Source organism: Streptomyces sp. AM25, from assembly GCF_058146165.1.
The window spans coordinates 86537-103266 of sequence record NZ_JBKIWN010000005.1 but is presented as its reverse complement, the minus strand read 5'-3'; the positions used below and the strand labels follow the sequence as shown (position 1 = coordinate 103266).

11 protein-coding genes are annotated in these 16730 nt (G+C 68.0%); 7 read left to right on the top strand and 4 right to left on the bottom strand.

The window, feature by feature from the left end:
* Nucleotides 1-16: 16 nt before the first annotated feature.
* The 4 genes from ACLHRZ_RS07980 to ACLHRZ_RS07965 all read left to right on the top strand — a co-directional run bounded on the left by ACLHRZ_RS07980 (nt 17) and on the right by ACLHRZ_RS07965 (nt 5545).
* A complete protein-coding gene (locus ACLHRZ_RS07980; RefSeq protein ID WP_490417574.1) occupies nt 17-1510 on the top strand; it encodes an SDR family NAD(P)-dependent oxidoreductase in 1494 nt (497 codons plus the stop codon).
* Nucleotides 1507-3537: a hypothetical protein gene (locus tag ACLHRZ_RS07975; protein WP_490417573.1), complete on the top strand. Its 2031-nt coding sequence runs from the start codon at nt 1507-1509 to the stop codon at nt 3535-3537. Before ACLHRZ_RS07980 ends, ACLHRZ_RS07975 begins: the two co-directional genes overlap by 4 nt.
* Nucleotides 3473-4189 carry a response regulator gene (locus tag ACLHRZ_RS07970; RefSeq protein WP_490417572.1) on the top strand — a complete coding sequence of 239 codons (717 nt, stop codon included), beginning with the start codon at nt 3473-3475 and terminating at the stop codon, nt 4187-4189. Before ACLHRZ_RS07975 ends, ACLHRZ_RS07970 begins: the two co-directional genes overlap by 65 nt.
* 246 nt (nt 4190-4435) lie before the next feature.
* Nucleotides 4436-5545 carry a sensor histidine kinase gene (locus ACLHRZ_RS07965; RefSeq protein WP_490417571.1) on the top strand — a complete coding sequence of 370 codons (1110 nt, stop codon included), beginning with the start codon at nt 4436-4438 and terminating at the stop codon, nt 5543-5545.
* 8 nt (nt 5546-5553) lie between these two features.
* On the opposite strand, the gene ACLHRZ_RS07960 is transcribed toward ACLHRZ_RS07965, so the two are convergent.
* From ACLHRZ_RS07960 to ACLHRZ_RS07950, 3 genes are all read right to left on the bottom strand, one after another.
* Nucleotides 5554-6780: a sensor histidine kinase gene (locus ACLHRZ_RS07960; RefSeq protein WP_490417570.1), complete on the bottom strand. Its 1227-nt coding sequence runs from the start codon at nt 6778-6780 to the stop codon at nt 5554-5556.
* A gap of 526 nt (nt 6781-7306) precedes the next feature.
* Entirely contained in the window at nt 7307-7969 is a 663-nt protein-coding gene (locus ACLHRZ_RS07955) for a M23 family metallopeptidase (protein WP_490417569.1), read from the bottom strand.
* A gap of 185 nt (nt 7970-8154) precedes the next feature.
* On the bottom strand, nt 8155-9810 hold the full coding sequence (locus ACLHRZ_RS07950; RefSeq protein ID WP_490417568.1) for an alanine/glycine:cation symporter family protein: 1656 nt from the start codon (nt 9808-9810) through the stop codon (nt 8155-8157).
* Between the two features lie 258 nt (nt 9811-10068).
* On the opposite strand from ACLHRZ_RS07950, the gene ACLHRZ_RS07945 reads away from it, so the two are divergent.
* The 3 genes from ACLHRZ_RS07945 to ACLHRZ_RS07935 are packed head-to-tail and all read left to right on the top strand — an operon-like array spanning nt 10069 to nt 13885.
* Complete coding sequence (locus ACLHRZ_RS07945; protein ID WP_490417567.1) at nt 10069-10890, top strand: PIG-L deacetylase family protein; 822 nt, start codon at nt 10069-10071, stop codon at nt 10888-10890.
* A gap of 11 nt (nt 10891-10901) precedes the next feature.
* Complete coding sequence (locus ACLHRZ_RS07940) at nt 10902-13025, top strand: UDP-N-acetylglucosamine 2-epimerase (RefSeq protein WP_490417566.1); 2124 nt, start codon at nt 10902-10904, stop codon at nt 13023-13025.
* Nucleotides 13022-13885: an HAD family hydrolase gene (locus ACLHRZ_RS07935; protein WP_490417565.1), complete on the top strand. Its 864-nt coding sequence runs from the start codon at nt 13022-13024 to the stop codon at nt 13883-13885. Before ACLHRZ_RS07940 ends, ACLHRZ_RS07935 begins: the two co-directional genes overlap by 4 nt.
* Nucleotides 13886-13991: 106 nt before the next feature.
* Here ACLHRZ_RS07935 and ACLHRZ_RS07930 read toward each other — a convergent pair whose 3' ends face one another.
* Nucleotides 13992-16262, bottom strand: a complete 2271-nt coding sequence (locus ACLHRZ_RS07930; RefSeq protein ID WP_490417564.1) for a hypothetical protein — start codon at nt 16260-16262, stop codon at nt 13992-13994.
* Between the last annotated feature and the right edge of the window lie 468 nt (nt 16263-16730).

Below are 16730 nucleotides of genomic sequence, written 5' to 3'. Positions count from 1 at the left end.
GAACTGGTTGAGAAATATGCACCCAACTTCCCCTCCCGAGCGCACCGTCGCCGTCGTCCTGGCCGGCGGAACCGGGCAGCGCATCGGTCTCGCTGTTCCCAAGCAGCTGATCAAGGTCGCAGGCAGAGCGATCCTCGAGCACACGCTGCGCGTCTTCGACGACTCCCCGGACGTCGACGACGTCCTGGTCCTCATGCACCGTGACTTCCTCGCGCAGGCCGAAGAACTGGTGGCCGACGCAGGACTGCGCAAGGTCCGTGCCGTCGTCGCCGGCGGGGCCACCCGCAACGAGACCACGCAGCTCGCGATCGAGGCGGTCGAACAACTCCTGCCGGCAGGTGCGGACCCGAAGGTCCTGCTGCACGACGCCGTGCGTCCCCTGGTATCGCAGCGGGTGGTCTCCGACTGTGCGAGGGCGCTGGACAAGTACGACGCAGTGGACGTCGCGATCCCGTCGTCGGACACGGTCATCGTCACACGAAAGCACGGCGACGACGGGGAGTTCATCACCGACATCCCGCCCCGCGCCCGGCTTTCCCGGGGGCAGACTCCTCAGGCCTTCCGGTATTCGACTCTCCGCGAGGCGTACCGGATCGCTGCGACGGACCCGCGGTTCGAGGCGACGGACGACTGCGCCGTCGTCCTGCGCTACCTGCCCTCGGTCCCCATTCACGTCGTGCCCGGCGAGGAGCACAACATGAAGGTGACGCACCCGGTGGACATGTTCATCGCGGACAAACTGTTCCAGCTCTCCTGCCAGGTAGCGCCGGAGCACCGCTCGGAGGCCGCCTACCGGCAGGCGTTGGAGGGCAAGGTCATCGTGGTCTTCGGGGCCAGTTACGGCATAGGGGCCCACATCCGGGAGTTCGCCGAGGAGCACGGGGCCCGGGTGTTCGCCTACAGCCGCTCCGAGACCGGCACGTACGTGGAGCATCCCGAAGACGTGGAGAAGGCCTTGGCCGAGGCCCATTTCGAGGCCGGCCGCATCGATTACGTGGTCAACACCGCTGCTCTTCTCCGGATCGGAAAGCTGGCGGACAGCGACATGGGCAGGATCGCCCACGAGACCGCCGTCAACTACCTCGCTCCTCTCCACATCGCCCGCACCGCCCATCCCTACCTGGCCCAGACCGGGGGCCAGCTCCTGCTGTACACCTCCAGCAGTTACACCCGGGGGCGGGCGGGCTACAGCGTCTACTCCTCCGCGAAGGCCGCGACGGTGAACCTCACCCAGGCCCTCGCCGACGAGTGGGCCGAGGACGGGGTGCGGGTCAACTGCATCAACCCCGAGCGCACGAGTACGCCGATGCGGTGGAAGGCCTTCGGGCACGAGCCCGAGGACACCCTGCTGACGGCCCAAGAGGTCGCCCAGACCTCCATCGACGTGCTGCTCTCCGGCCTCACCGGCCAGGTGATCGACGTCCGCAGGCAGGAGTCTGCGGCTCCGCCTGCTCTCGTGGAGGGCACGTCCGAACCGTACGCCCCGTCCCTCCCCGGAGCCGTGGAGTGATACAGAGAGCCATCCGCCTGGCCCGGGTGGGCAGTCGAACCGAACTGGCCGCCGCCCTTGTGATGGGCTTCAGTTACCCGGTGCTGGTCCTGACCGCCGTCCTGCCCTCGCCTTGGGCGTTCGCGGTCGCCTGTTGCGCCTCATACGGAGCGGATCACCTTCTGCACCGGCGGCGCAGCTACTTGATCAACCGCCTCGGCAAGGTGCAGGTCGGTCTGACCTACCGGTTCCTGGTGCGTCAGATGCTGCTCGTCCTGCTGCTGGCGCGTTCGAGCTCCGAAAGCTCCTCCCCGGTCCACGTGTTGCTGGTCGGTCTGCTCCTGTTCCACGGACTCCAGGTCCTGCATACGGTGCCGGCCGTGCTCATCCGGATGCGGCGCAGGATGCCCGTCTCCACACGCAACATCGACTTGTCCGGGCTGCGGATCCCCGACGGCCCGCCTTCCCTGCTGGTGAACTGCTCCCGGCAGAAGATGGTCCATCTGGACGTGCCGTTGGCGGCGGGCACTCTGGCCACTGCCATCACGGGCAGCGGTGATTACGTGACGGCAGGCGCATGCGTCAGCGTCCTCGCAGCCCTGGTCTACGCGGCCGCTCTGGTCCCTTGGCTGCGACCGTCCCGCCTGCCGCCACGGACCGAGAGCGTCCTCGCAGCGGTCGACGAGTGGCTGCAGGAGCAACGGCCGCGGACAGTGCTCTATTTCTCGGGTTCCCAGGACTCCGCCTACCAGGTGAACATGTGGCTCGGGACCATGGCACAGCTGCCGGACCGACCGCTGATCGTGCTGCGGGAGCGCACTGTTCTCGACCGGCTCGCTCCCACCCCGCTCCCGGTGCTCTGCGTGCCGGGAGCCGTGCACCTGATGCAGATGGACCTGTCCAGCGTCCGCGTGGCGCTCTATCCCGCGAATGTCGGGCGCAACATCCACCTGCTGCGGGTGCCGACCATGAAGCACGCCTTCATCGGACACGGCGACAGCGACAAGACCGCCAGTATCAACCCGTTCAGCAAGGTGTACGACGAGGTGTGGACGGCCGGCCGGGCGGGCCGCGAGCGCTACCAACTGGCGAACGTGGGCATTCGCGACGCCGACGTGGCCGAGGTGGGCCGCCCGCAGCTGGGTCCCGTCCAGCCGTGGCAGGACGTTCCCGGAGACCGTGTCCCCACCGTCCTGTACGCCCCCACCTGGGAAGGCTGGGACGACCGTCCGGGCAACACCTCGTTGATCACCGCCGGCGAGAACATCGTGCGCCGTCTGCTGGAGTCCGAAACACCTCTCCGGGTGCTCTACCGGCCGCACCCCTTCACGGGTATGCGCAGTGCGCGGGCAGGAGCCGCCCACGCGCGCATCACAGCCATGATCGAAGCGGCCGCGGTACGGCGTGCCGCCGACCCGGCCTGGGCGGCGTACGCGGCCGACGACGGGCGCAGCGTGACGCAAGCCGGGCCGAACGAGACGTACTGGCGCTCCGTGGGCCGCTGGCAACACCATGTGATCACGGACAGCGGTCCGCAGCTGTACGACTGCTTCAACGAGGCGGACGCACTGGTCGCCGACGTCTCCAGCGTGGTGTCGGACTTCATCGCCAGTGGCAAGCCCTATGCGGTGACCGATTCCGCCGGTCTCGGTCCCGACCGATTCCGGGCACAGATCACTGCGGTCCGTGCCGCGGTGATCCTCGACACTGATGCCGAGCAACTCGACGATCTCCTCGAAGCGATAAAATCAAGGGGAACGGACCCGCTCGCCACCGCCCGCGAGGAGCTCAGGGAATACCTCCTGGGCCCTGGCAGGCCGGGTTCCGCCCAGCGTTTCAACGAGGCTGTCCGCAGACTCGCAACCGAGTCGGAGGCGCGGAACCGCACCGCTGCCGACGACCCCGCCCCGGGGAACCCCGGGCCGCAATCCTGGACTTCGTGTCTCAGGGGCACTCCTGCCGATCGAAAGGTGGACCTCCAGGGTGAGTTCACCCCTTGCCGCAGTGAAGGAAAAAGCGATGACCATCCGCGTTCTGATTGTCGATGACCAGAGCCTGATCCGCTCGGGTCTGCGCTCGGTACTCGAGGCCGACGAAGAATTCCTCGTCGTCGGAGAGGCGGCGGACGGGGTGGAAGCGGTCAGCGCGACCCAGGAGCACCGGCCCGATGTCGTCATCATGGACCTCCGCATGCCGCGCATCGGCGGGGTGGAGGCCACCATCCAGCTGATGCGGCTCGACAACCCTCCGAAGGTACTGGCTCTGACCACCTTCAATACCGACGACCTGGTGATCGAGGCCTTGAAGGCCGGAGCCTCCGGCTTTCTGCTCAAGGATCTCAGATCCGAGGAACTGACCGCTGCGGTGCGGACGGTGGCGGTGGGCGGCACGGTGATGTCGCCGGAGATCACGGCCAAGCTGGTGAGCCGGGCCCATGCGAGGATGCCGGCCGGAGCCAGCGGTCTGCAGGAGAAGATCGATTCCTTGAAGGAGAGCGAGCGCGAGGTCCTCGCCCTCATCGGCGCCGGCTACACCAACCAGAGGATCGCCGAGGAGCTCCACCTCTCCCTCGCCAGCGTCAAGACCTATGCATCCCGCACCCTCGCACGCCTGGGACTCGACAACCGGACGCAGGCCGCCATCCTCGCCTACGAAGCCGGCCTCGTGCCGGGCGAGAGGAGCCGGGATACCAAGGACTGACGGAGCTGTTCCGCAGGTAGTCAACTCTCTGCGCCCAATTGGTCAACTTCCGATGGGAAATAGACCTTGGTTCACGCAGGAAGTGCCGGTTGCGCCTCGGATACTCGGAAGACGTTTCCGTTCGACGAAAGCTTCCGTATGTCTGCCTCTCCCGCCAGCGAGGCCGATCCGATGGCCTATCACCCTGCGCCGTGCCTCGGAGTCCGGCCCGTTCTGGACCGACTGCGCTTTCCGGACCCACGTGTGGTGGATGCCGCAACCGCATCGGCGGCGCTGCTCCTCACGCTGCTCGCCGTCTCCGGTGAGTACCGCACCGGGCTCGTCACCGGCTACGCGGCTTCGATGGCCGTGGCCACCGGGTATGCCGCGACCCTCCTCGTACGCCGCAGGGTGCCCGAACTGGCGGCCGTCGGCAGCGTGCTGGCCACGCTGGCGACGGACGACACCACGCCGCTGATCTTCAGCACGTGGGCGGTCGCGCGCCACGGACGGCGCGCGCCGATCTGGTCGGTGTCCGCCATCGCCCTGGCGTACTACCTGACCAGGCCCCTGGTGGGGGAGACACTCTGGTCCGTTTCGGTGCTCTACCACGTCGGCGTGCACGTCGTGCTGGTCGCCGCGGTGGCCCGCGTACTGTGCCGGCAGGAACACCTCAACGCGTTCTTCTGCCGTCAGGTCGAGCGCATGCAGGGCACCGTCGACCAGGCCGCCCAGTATGCGGTACTGGAAGAACGCACCCGGCTGGCCTTCGACATGCACGACGGCATCGGCCATCAGGTCGCGGTGGTCAACCTGCAGGCGGCCGCAGTGAAGGTCAACGCACAGAGCCCGGAGAAGGTGCTCGAAGGGGTGGCCGCGATCGAGAACGCCTCACGGGCGGTCATGGCGGAACTGCGGGAGATCCTCGACATCCTGCGCAGCGACCCGGGCGACGGCTCCCCTCCCGCGCGCCTGGCCGAGACCGGCTACCAGGTGTTCCTGCAGTCGCTGGTGCGCAACATGAACGCCATCGGCGTCGAGGCGTCGTGCTCGTTCGAGGGCACTCCGGTGCGCCTTCCCCAGCAGATCCAGTCCGCTCTCTACCGTATAGGGCAGGAAGGACTGACCAACGCCCTCAAACACGCCCCCGGGTCCGCCATCCGCATGGTGCTCGCCTTCGAGGAGGGACAGGTCGGCTTCTGCATCGAGAACGGTCCTCCCACCAGCAAGAGCCCGGTACTCGGCGGAACCGGCATGGGTCTCGACAGCCTGTGCGCGCGGGTGCAACGCCTCGGCGGCCGCTTCCGGGCGGACCCGACGCCCACCGGAGGGTTCGTGATCCGGGCCCGGATACCGCTGCCCGACGAAGGCCGGTGACCGTGCGCTCAGGCGGCCGGTGACGGGCGGCGCCGTTCTCCGACATGCACCTGCCCGCCGAGCTCCTGCGGGGCGGGCAGAGCGATGTGCACCCTGAAGCCGCCGTCCACGGTGGGGTCCGCCTGGAGCCGTCCGCCTGCCCGGGACACCTGCTCCCGCATGCTGACCATACCGAGCCCCCCGGAGAGACGGGACACCACGGAGGCGCTGCCGGGGCCGTTGACCACCTCCAGGTGCACCTCCTGCTCGCTGAAGTCCAGTTGGAGGGAGATGGGCGCGCCGTGCCCGTGCTTCACCGCGTTGGTGAGCGCTTCCCGTCCGCAACTGCGGAGCACGTTGTCCGTACCTGGCGGAAGAGGACGTGGCAGGCCGGTCCGGTGGAACGAGACGTCGATGCCGGCGGCGGTGAGGTTCGACACGAGGGCAGCGGCGAACTGGTCGTAGGCCGGACCGCCGTGGGCCGAGGGATCGGACTCGCCGCGCAGGACATCGAGAATGTCCCGCATGTCCTGGAGCATGTCCCTGGCGCCCTCCTCCACCGCCGACGCCAGCGCGGACGCCTTCCCGGGCATCTCGGGCATGGTGCGCAGCGCTTCCGCCTGGAAGATGAGGACCGTCGCCCGGTGCCCCAGGCCGTCGTGGATGTCGAAGGCGAGCCGGGTCCGCTCCTCCAGCACCGCCTGGTGCGCGGCTTGGTCGACGGTATGTTCAACGGCCACCAGGCGCTGCTGGAGCAGCCCGGTCATCTCGCGCCGCCTGCGCATCAGTTCGCCCAGCACGGCGGGGAAGAACAGCTTGACGACGGTGTCGTAGGCCATGGCCGACGCCGACAGGGGCAACGGCTCCACCCACACCCGCGTGAGGACGTACAGGAACCCGCTGAGGGCGATCCCGGCCCAGCGGCTGCGTCCGCCGTAGTTGCCCAGGGCGTACGCGGCGAAGATCAGCAGGGTGGCCTCGTCGGAGGCCAGCGTGCTCAGCAGGGCGGCCGCCATGACCAGGGCAGGGGCCGTCCGCCGCAGCAGCAGGGCGCCCGAGGCGCCGCACACCACGAGGAACGAACCCCAGTAGCTGGGCACCATGCCGCTGTGATGGGCCTGCTCCAGGGCGAGGAGCGAGGCCGCACAGGCTGCCACGCAGGTGGCGGCATCCACGAGCCGGGGCTGCCGGACTGCGTCGAGGGCGCCGACGGCGAGGGTGCGACGAGGGTGCTCGCCTGAAGCGAAGGGACTCATTGTTCTGCTGCCGCTCGGACGAGATCTGATCGGGCCGGCACGGTGATGGGCCGCGCTCTTTGAATCTTCTCCGAGCCGGGGCCAAGAAGCCCTTATCAGCACGATCGATTCTTTTGCCGGGGCTGATCTGCACTTTTCCGCCGCGGAGGAGGAGTCGATCGGCGGAATCCGTTACGTGCAATTGTGCCGACCGGGGCGTCGCCGTGGCCCGGCGGCCGAAGGATGTTGACCGGCCGAATCCACCTTCGACTCCCGGAGTGAGCGGGCGCCCAAGATCTTCGACTTTCGGCAGATCCGGACCACGTGCCGACGGCCACATGCTGGATGTACTGGATCCGCCGCCTGCTCGGCCAGGCGCTCTTGCTCAGATGGGCGGTTCTCCGGAATGGAACTCACCAGGCGGGGCCGCGGTCACTCTTTTCTCGCGATTGTTCACCGTGCGGCCAGACAGTTCGTTCTGCGTGTCATGCGACGGAGCCGGAACAGGGACCCCGGCCGTTGACCGGCAACCGTGTCCGGTCCGGGATCAGGTGGAAACGCCTTTGCCGCGCAGGAACTTGACCGGGTCGACCGCGGAACCGTAATTCGGCGTGGTGCGGATCTCGAAGTGCAGGTGTGGGCCGCTGGAATTACCGGTGTTGCCCGACAGGGCTATCCGCTGGCCGGCCCGGACGGTGTCACCGACCTTCACATCGATCTTCATCAGGTGCGCGTACTGCGAGTAGGTTCCGCCCGCGTGCTTGATCACGATGGCATTGCCGTACGCCTTGCCGTCCCCGCCGCCGCCCGGTCCGGCCTTGACCACCTTGCCGTGGCCGGCGGCCGCCACGGGCGTACCGCTGGGTGCGGGGAAGTCGACACCGGTGTGACCGCGCGACCAGCGCCCGCCGGCATTGCCGAAGGCCGCGCCCGTGGCCCGGCCCTTGATCGGGTGCTGCCAGGGTTTGCCGTCACCGCCGCTGCTCTCGTCGCCGCCAGTGGCCGATCGCTGTCCGGTGCGCGACGGCGGCGCCGTGCGGGACGCCGACGGCGGCTGCTTCGTCTCCTCCTGGGACGGCGGCGGCGTCTCCTGCCCGGCTCCCGTCTCGCACCCCTCGGCCCCGGGGGAGGGACAGTCCTGGGAGGAGACCGGGGTCCCCGAGCCCGTCTGCCGGCGCTCCTGCGCCTTGTCGGACAGCGACGTGGCCAACAGGGCCACCACTACCGTGGACGCCGCGACAGCCGTCCCTGCGGCCTGTCGACCGAGCTCTCTTGCGCCCACCTTGAGCCTTTCCCAGTGTCCGTTGCGCACGTGCTGTGCTGAACCTACGAGCCGGACACCCCGGCCTGGAGCAGCAGGAGTTGACGCGGCACGACTGACGGATGAGCCCCGGTCTACCGAGAGCCGTCCGGCTGCGCGGCGTCCTGCGCGGCCTCCTTGCGCCTGAGGGTGCGCAGATGCTTGCGGTAGGCGTCGAACTCCCTGCGGACGACGGGCGCCAGCAGGAAGAGCCCGACGATGTTGAAGAGGGCGAGTGCGAACAGCAGGGCGTCGGCGAGTTCGAGCACCGCGCCCAGCGTCAGCAGCGAGCCGGCGATGGCGGAGCCGGCCGCCAGCAGCCGGTAGACCAGCAGGCTGGCGCGGCCCTGTCCGAAGAGGTGGGTCCAGCCCCGCTCGCCGTAGTAGGTCCAGGTGATGATCGTCGAGTAGGCGAAGAGGATCACGACCACGGCCAGGACGTAGGGGAACCAGGGCAGGACGGTGGCGAAGGCGTCCGAGGTGATGGTCACCCCCGTGGGGGCGTGCGGGCCGCCGGCGATCGCCTCGCGTGCCTCGACGAAGCTCTTGGGGTTGGCGATGACGATGGTCACAGCGGTGATCGTGCAGACGACCACCGTGTCGATGAGCGGCCCCAGCATGGCCACGAACCCCTCGGTGACCGGGTGGTTGGTCCGCACCGACGCATGGGCCATCGACGAGCCCCCGATACCCGCCTCGTTGGAGAACGCCGCCCGCTGGAATCCGGCGATCATGACCCCGGCGGCGCCGCCGATCACTCCTTCCGGGCGGACCGCGCCCATGACGATCGACTGGAGCGCGGCGGGGACCGAACCGAGGTTGGCGACGATGATCGTCAGGCAGGCGGCGAGATAGATGACGGTCATCGCGGGCACCACGCGCCCGGTGAACGCCCCGATCCACTTCATCCCGCCCAGCAGCGTCACCGCGATGAGGATCCCGGCCACGACACCGAAGGCCAGAGCGGGGGTCGAGTACTTGGAGAACGGACTGTCCTCGCCCCCTGTGGCCGCCGCCAGCTGCTCGACTGCCTGGTTGATCTGGAACATGTTGCCGCCCAGCGTCGCGAAGAGCGCGACGAGCACGGCGTAGATGCCGGCCAGGCTGCGGCCCAGCAGGGGCAGCCCGCGTTCGGTGAGGCCGCGGCGCAGGTACTGCATGGGGCCCCCGCGGACCGTGCCGTCCGGCAACTCCTCGCGGTACTTCACGCCGAGGGTGCACTCGACGAACTTCACCACCATGCTCAGCAGCCCGGCCACGACCATCCACAGCGTGGCGCCCGGCCCGCCGACGGTGAGGGCGATGGCGACGCCGGCGATGTTGCCGAGCCCCACGGTTCCCGAGACGGCCGTACTCAGGGCACGGAAGGGGGTGACCGCCCCCGGGTCCCCGGCATCGACGCGCCGCCGGCGCTTGCCGGACCGCACCAGGGAGACCGCGTGTCCGAACCAGCGGAACTGAACGCCGAAGAAATAGCAGGAGAACGTCACTCCGGCGAGGACCACCCAGGCGACGACCCAGGGGAAGGATGTGCCGAGAAAGGTGACTTCGGTGAAGAAGACACTGAACACGAAGTCCACGAACGGCTCGAAGACTTCGTTGAGCGTGTCCTCGACGACCTCTGCATGCTCGTCGGCGGGAGGCGGAATGTCGTCGGACGATGCAGCCCAGGTCCCGGAGTCGGCCGGGGAGAGCGCGGATCCGCCGGCCCGGTACGGACCCTGAGCGAACAGGGATCCGGCAGGCGTCATGAATGTTCCTCCATTGCTATTGACCGGCGGGCCGAGATTATGCGAACCGGTACGTCCGGATGGGACGTCGATGGTTGACGGTTCCTCATGCGAGTTGAAAGGGTCGTCACCGTCGGCCACACGCCTTCTGTCATCCGGCGGGACGTGAGGTCAACCGTGGGTGGTGGATGACAAGTTGCGTGGTCTGTAACTTCGAAAGAGCGGCTGAACGGGGTCGCCGAGGCAAGCTGGGACGGCTTCCTCGAAATCCACTGCATTATGTGCGCCGAGCCGCAAAGGGCTTTCATGACCAAGTTGATGATTCCTGGTGCGGTTCGGCGGAGCCGGGCAGCACACGAGCGGGGAGCCGGACGGCCGACGGTCCTGGCGGTCGGGGCGCATCCCGACGACATCGAGCTGGGTTGTGGGGCGACGCTGGCGGCTCATGCGGACGCGGGCGATCGTGTGGTCATGCTGGTGCTGACCGGCGGGGAACGCGGCCCAGGCGCCACGGAGGAGCTGCGGCGCCGCGAGCAGCTGCGGGCAACTGCGGTCATCGGAGCCGAGTTGCGGTGGGGGGCCTTCCCCGATGGCCGGATCCCCGACGGTGCCGAAACGATCGATGCGGTGGAAGCACTGGTGGCGGAGATCGATCCGGACATCGTCTACACACACACTCCGGACGACTCGCACCAGGATCACCGGGCCGTCTCCCGCGCCGTGGAGTCGGCCGCCCGCCGGGTGCCGAGGCTGCTCTTCTTCGAGTCGCCGACCGCGCTCGCCTTCACGCCCGCGGTCTTCGTGGACGTCACGGCCACGAGCCACCGCAAGCTCGCCGCACTGGAGGCCCATGCCTCGCAGGTCGCGGCGAGTAAACGCGTGGACCTCTTGGCCGTCCAGGCGCTGCTGCACCTCCGCGGGCAGCAGGGCAGAACCGGCTGTGCGGAGGCGTTCAGCGTCCGGCGGCTGACGTTGACCGCGCCCCACTTGACGGCCACCCAGCGTCATGTCCAGGCCGAAGTCCTGCTCTGCAACGGCATCACACCCGCTGCCCTGGTGGAACGGATACTGACCGCACCCCCGGTCCGTCCGGCCGTCTAGGAGAGGGAAAGATGGCGAGAATCCTGGTGACCGGCGCCGGCGGACCAGCCGGTACGGCCGTCGTGGAACACCTGCGCCGAAGCAGACACCTGGTGGTGGCCGCCGATGCTGCGCAAGACACTGCAGGACAGCGCTTGGCCGACACGGCAGCACAACTGCCTTTCGGCAACGACCCGTTGTTCTCCGACGCCGCCGTGGAACTGGTGGCCGAACACGGCATCGACGTCCTGGTGCCGACGCTGGCCGAGGAACTGGTCGCCCTGCACGAGAACGCCGCGCGGTTGCTCGAACTGGGCTGCAGCGTCCTGCTGCCCGAACCCGCCGCAGTCGAGGCGTGCCTGGACAAGTACGTGTTCGCCCAGCTGTGCGCGCGGTACGGCGTACCGGCCCCCGCGACCGTGCTGCCCGGTGAACTGCTGCCGCCCGCGCCGTGGATCGTCAAGCCCCGCCGGGGCCGCGGTTCGCGCGGCGTGCATCCTGCGGAGTCCGAGACCGCCGCGCGGCTCGCCGCCGAGAGCCACCGGGGCTCCGTGGTGCAGTCGCGGCTGCCCGGCCGGGAGTTCACGGTGGACGTGTTGTGCGGACCGGACAGAAGGGTCGTCCTCCAGGTTCCGCGCTGGAGGGAAGAGGTTCGCGGAGGCATCTCCAGCGCCGGTACGGCCTTCCGGTCGCCCGCGATCGAGCGCGCGGTCGAGCGTCTGGTGGAGATCCTGGGATTCCGTGGGATGGCCAACGTCCAGGGCTGCCAGGCCCCGGACGGCTCCTTCGCGTTCTTCGAGATGAACCCCCGATTCTCGGGCGGGCTGCCGATCTCGCTCGCTGCCGGTGCGGACTTCGTCGAGGCGTACATCGCCCTCGCCGCAGGCCGGCCGGTCCCCGCGGAACTGTGCGACTGGGAGCCGGGACACCGCGTGGTGCGCTACCTCACGCAGAGCACCCTTCCACGGTCCTCCCTCGCTTTCCGTCCTCCCGCGACGCAGGGGGCGAGGGCAGGACGACGACGGATCCTCATCCCGCTAGGCACGCGGCCGGAGGCCGTCAAGCTCGCCCCGGTCGTCCGCAGCCTGGGCGAACTGCACGACGTGCGCGTGGTCTTCACCGGCCGGCACACGTCCGTCGCGCTCGGGGAGCAACTGCTCGGGCAGTTCGGCGTCGATCCCGGTGAGCGGTGGGACACGACCTGGCCCGAGACCGCCTCGGCCGCCGAACAGCTCGGTCCGATGGTGACCGAGGCGGCCCGCAGCCTGAGCGTGCAGTGCCCGGACGCGGTCCTGGTGCTGGGGGCCACGCACACCGTGCCCGCCTTCTGCCACGCCGGCGTGGCGGCCCGGGTCCCCGTGATCCACCTCGAAGCCGGGCTGCGCTCCTACGACCCCCTGTCCCACGAGGAGGCCAACCGGCGCATCGCGGCCTCCTTCGCCGCCCTGCATCTGGCTCCCACCCTCCGGTGCGCCGCGGCGCTGCGCGCCGAGGGGGTGCCGGACGACCGCATCGAGGTCGTGGGCAGTCCCGGGCTGGACCCCTTGCGGGAACTGGGCGTCCGCGCGGTACCCGTCGAGGAGCGGCGGGGCGTGCTGATCACCGCGCACCGGCCGGCGACCGTGGACTCCGAGGAGCGGCTGGCCGAGGTCGTCCGCATCGTGGCCTCTCTGGTCCGGAACGTGGGGCAGGTGTTGTTCCCGCTGCACCCCAGGACGGCGGACCGGCTCCGGGAGTTCGGACTCGACGGTGCACTGGCCGCCACGGGGGCGGAGATCGGCGAACCGCTCCCGTACACCGAGCTCCTGGAGCGGTTGCGGCACAGCAGGGCGCTGGTCACCGACTCGGGAGGGCTCCAGGAGGAGGCCGCCTGGCTGGGCGTCCCCGCGGTCGTGATGCGCCGGTCGACGCCGCGCTGGGAGGGCATCGAGGCGGGGGTGGCCCGGCTCAGCCCGGTCCGGCGCGATGCGGTGTGCCGGGCCGTCGCCGAGGTCACCGCTCCGGGGACGGCCCCCCGGCTGTCGGCCCGGGACTGTCCGTACGGAGACGGCAGAACCGCCGAGCGCGTGGCCGCCGTCCTCGGCCGCGAGGCCACGTGGGAGCGCATACGGCTGCGGGAACCGGACTTCACCGACGGACGGGTGCCGGCGACATGAGCTCCGGTCCGCCGCGTGAGGTGTCCGAGGGCGGCCGGCCCGGGGATGACCGGGAAGAGACGGACGGCAGCGTGTCGGCCGGCATGTGCCGGGGGTGTGCCGAACCGACCCGGGCGACCTTCACCGATGCCGGGAACGGGCTGCGGCTCGCCGCGGTGTCCCTCGACCTGGACGACACCCTCTACGCACAGAAACAGTGGCTCGACGGGACCTGGCGGGAGGTGGCCCGCACGGCGGGCAGCCGGCTCGGTCTGCCCCGTCAGCGCCTGCACCAGGCCTTGTTGAGGGAGTCGGAACGCGGCAGCGACCGGGGCGGAATCATCGACCGGGCCGTGCAGGACGTCACCTCCGGAGATCCGGAGGAGGCCGAGACGTACGTGCCCCCGCTGGTCGAGGCGTTCCGCTCGTACCGGGGCACTGCGCTGACGCCCTATCCGGGAGTCCTGGCCACGCTGACGGCCGTACGCCGTGCTGGCCTGGCGACGGCAGTGGTGACGGACGGGAACCCTTCGCAACAGCACTACAAGCTTGCCCTGTTGGGCCTTCAGCGGCTGATCGACGTCATCGTGGTGTCGGACGAACTCGGAGGACGGGAGTACCGCAAGCCTGCGCCCGAGCCGTTCCTGACGGCGGCCCGGAGACTGGGTATCGAACCCGGCGCCATGGTGCATGTGGGGGACTGCCCGGAGAAGGACCTGGAGGGAGCCCGCGCTGCCGGGCTGCTCGGGGCGCTGCGGGTCCGTACCGGCGAATACGGCGAACGGCCGTGCGGAACACCGGGACTCGGATGCTTTCCTGACGCCGCCACTGCGCTGAGTCACCTGATGTGGATGACGTCGGGGCCGCGGTTGCTGCCCTGAGCGACTCGGCCATGTCGCCGGCCGGCATACGGCGAACCGGGCCGGTGCACTGAACGAGCGGAAAGGGTCCGCCAGCAAGCTGGCGGACCCTCACGCTAGGTCGAGGCTAGCTCCACTTCGCTACGGGTGTGGAAACCTTCTTGTCAGTCCATGTCCCCAGCACGACGGCCTGCATTTTTTCGCTCATGTCCTCCTGGAACTTCCTGACGAAGTTCGTCAGATATTCGGTCCCCCTGATGTACGGAATGTAAACGGAATCGGTGGTCTGCCCCAACTTGTAGACCTGCCAGCCGAGTTCGACTCGTTGGGCGAGGCTCCTGTCCCGCTTGGTGACATTACGGAGAGCCACGGTGCCGATGTCTGCCAAGCGTGCAGTGGCCCAGCGGACAAGGAGACCCGGCTCGCTTGCATTCACGCTGTCCACCACGTTGGTCCACTCTTTCGAGGTGTCGAGCCAGTTGTCGTTTTCGTCCAACAGCGTCTTCGGGTCCGACGACTTCTTCGAGTTGATGATATCGACCATTTCGGACCCTATGGCCGTCGCGAAGGCCTCGTCGCTCTTAACCTTATCCCTGAGCTTCTTGACGAGACTCTTCCGGATCCTCTCTGCGGCCCCCTGGTAGTACGCGCGCACTTCAATAATGGCGAACGGCTTGCCGTAGTACGCCTTATCCATGCTGTAGAGGATCCACGGAACCCTGAGCCCCTGAAGAACGACTCCGACCGGATTGTTCGGACTTGCGAGACATCCCACTCCGTACATGGCGTACCAACCGGCCTGGACGTAGCGGTCTTCCAGGATGAAGTTTCGCACGGCCCAAGCATCCGCAGCACCACCAATCGCCTTACCGGGCAGCCCCGGGGCGCTGATCTTTGCCTTTCCGGGGATCCCCGGAATCTTGACCTTGAAGGTCCCGCCGGGCCCCAGATCCTCAAGCTTTGCGCGGACAGCGGGGACCTTCTTCGCGCCTTCGGAAGCAGAGTCGGCCGCCGCCGACATCAGATCCACGACGGCCTGCCCCTTTTGCTCCCAGGTGTTACTCTCGTCCTCGAGCGCTTCCTTCGTATTCACGGCCTTCGAAACCGTGCTGGCGAGTGGTCCCGTAAGATCCAGGCTGGCCAGGCCAGCCAGATCCCCTACAAGATCCCCCAGAAGTGACCAGTCGACCGAATCAACGGATCCCTCGCTCAGTCCGTCCTTGGGCAGCCACGCGTCATGGGTGTCCTGCAGCCAATCCGGCAGAGTCGAAAGGAAGATTCCCGCGCTGTTGCCCTTGTACGGGATGAGCCGTGCATACGCGGGCTCGCTCCCACGGAGGGTTTCGTTGAACGACAGGCCGCCTGTCTTCGCCGTGAAATTGACTGTCTTCGGGTTCCCGTCGGCCTCGATGTCACCCAGGCCGTAGACCTTATTCCCGATGGTCACCACGAAGCGGAAGCGGTCGGCATACCCGTTCTCGTGGCACACGACAGTTATCGAGTTGTCCCCGGACCCCGGCTCGATCGTGCACATTGCGGGAACGTCAAGGAAATTGAAGCCGTCCAGCCATCCCTTCCCCGCCCCCTTCAGGTAATACCGCCAGGTGCCGAACGGCGGGCAGTCCAGTGTGATCTGGTTGTGGTCACCGAGAACCTGCGTCTGGTAGAACCACTTGCGATGCTCTCCCTCCGGAGCAGCGACTCCACTGGTCAGAACCGGCGTATTGTCCTCGGTCGGGACATCGTCGCCACCCTCATGAAACTCCGTCGGGTAGACGTTGATCGCGGCAGACCTGATCCGCTCGGCAGAGGCTATCGAGCCAGTCGCAGGGATATCGATATGCTCACTGCGGGAGTTGACTCCGCGGGCGTTCTGGATCTCCATCATGATGGAGACTTGCGCGGTACCGGGAACGGAGTAGAAAAAATCTTGGTCCCCGCCCAGCGTCCCGCTGAAATTACAGCCCCGCGGCGCCTTTATGCGTCCGTACCTGCTGAGGTCCCCCTTCGGCGACTCGGACAGCGGGACGAGGTAGATCATCTCAGAATCCCGCCGGGACTCGGCAGATTCATCCTCCCGGAACATCTCGACCCAGAGGAATGCCTCTTCGAGGCGCTCCCTGATGCGAATCTTCTTGGTTTCTCCGTCTGCCGGGAAAGTGTACGACTTGATGAAGGCGCCACCGCCCTCACTCTTCCCGGTCACAATGACTTCGTACTCGTAACCGTACCGCTCCTGGCACGTCACATCGAGATCGTGGCCACCTCCGAGGCTGCCCGCCACCTCGACCTCATTGGGGATCTCTCCCCAGCCGGTGTACGGGCCGGGGCGGCGGGAGACATTGAAGCCCACGCGCTGTCGATCGTCGGTGTAGCCAGGATAGTAGGAAGCCTTCATGGAGCGTCCACCTGTCGAGGAAGGAGTGGAGGAACTACGGACGTCGGTCATGTGTACACCCTCTCGGACGAGATTCCGGGTTTTGTCATTTACGCCTCAGTGAATTTCTCGGCGGGATTCCCGGATCAGCCGGTCCCCGTTCAGTCGCATCGGACAGAGCGGTTTGCCGGCAGGAATGTGAAGACGGCTCGCTCGTGATCGCCAAGCCGCCTAAAGCTAAACATGCCCCTGCACCTGAGGCACGGGTTGAAGGATGATCAACTGCCTCGAGCGCAGACAGCCCCTGTCAACTGACGGTTGGGCGATCACGGGTGCAGCTCTCGCAGCCACGCGGCGCCAGGTGCTGGCGGCATGCGCGGTGTGGGTCTTGATCGGCTCGCCCCTCATGGCCGATCTGCACCAGGGCATGGGCGGAGCGGGCGTCAACTCCCGTGCCGATGAGCCGCGGTCAGGCCGTTCGATGCTGGG

Excerpts from the sequence above, each read along its gene's own strand:
- ACLHRZ_RS07980 (WP_490417574.1), top strand. The coding sequence starts at position 17 with ATGCACCCAACTTCCCCTCCCGAGCGCACCGTCGCCGTCGTCCTGGCC.
- ACLHRZ_RS07960 (WP_490417570.1), bottom strand. The coding sequence starts at position 6,780 with ATGAGTCCCTTCGCTTCAGGCGAGCACCCTCGTCGCACCCTCGCCGTC.
- ACLHRZ_RS07950 (WP_490417568.1), bottom strand. The coding sequence starts at position 9,810 with ATGACGCCTGCCGGATCCCTGTTCGCTCAGGGTCCGTACCGGGCCGGC.
- ACLHRZ_RS07945 (WP_490417567.1), top strand. The coding sequence starts at position 10,069 with ATGTGCGCCGAGCCGCAAAGGGCTTTCATGACCAAGTTGATGATTCCT.
- ACLHRZ_RS07940 (WP_490417566.1), top strand. The coding sequence starts at position 10,902 with ATGGCGAGAATCCTGGTGACCGGCGCCGGCGGACCAGCCGGTACGGCC.
- ACLHRZ_RS07935 (WP_490417565.1), top strand. The coding sequence starts at position 13,022 with ATGAGCTCCGGTCCGCCGCGTGAGGTGTCCGAGGGCGGCCGGCCCGGG.
- ACLHRZ_RS07930 (WP_490417564.1), bottom strand. The coding sequence starts at position 16,262 with ATGAAGGCTTCCTACTATCCTGGCTACACCGACGATCGACAGCGCGTG.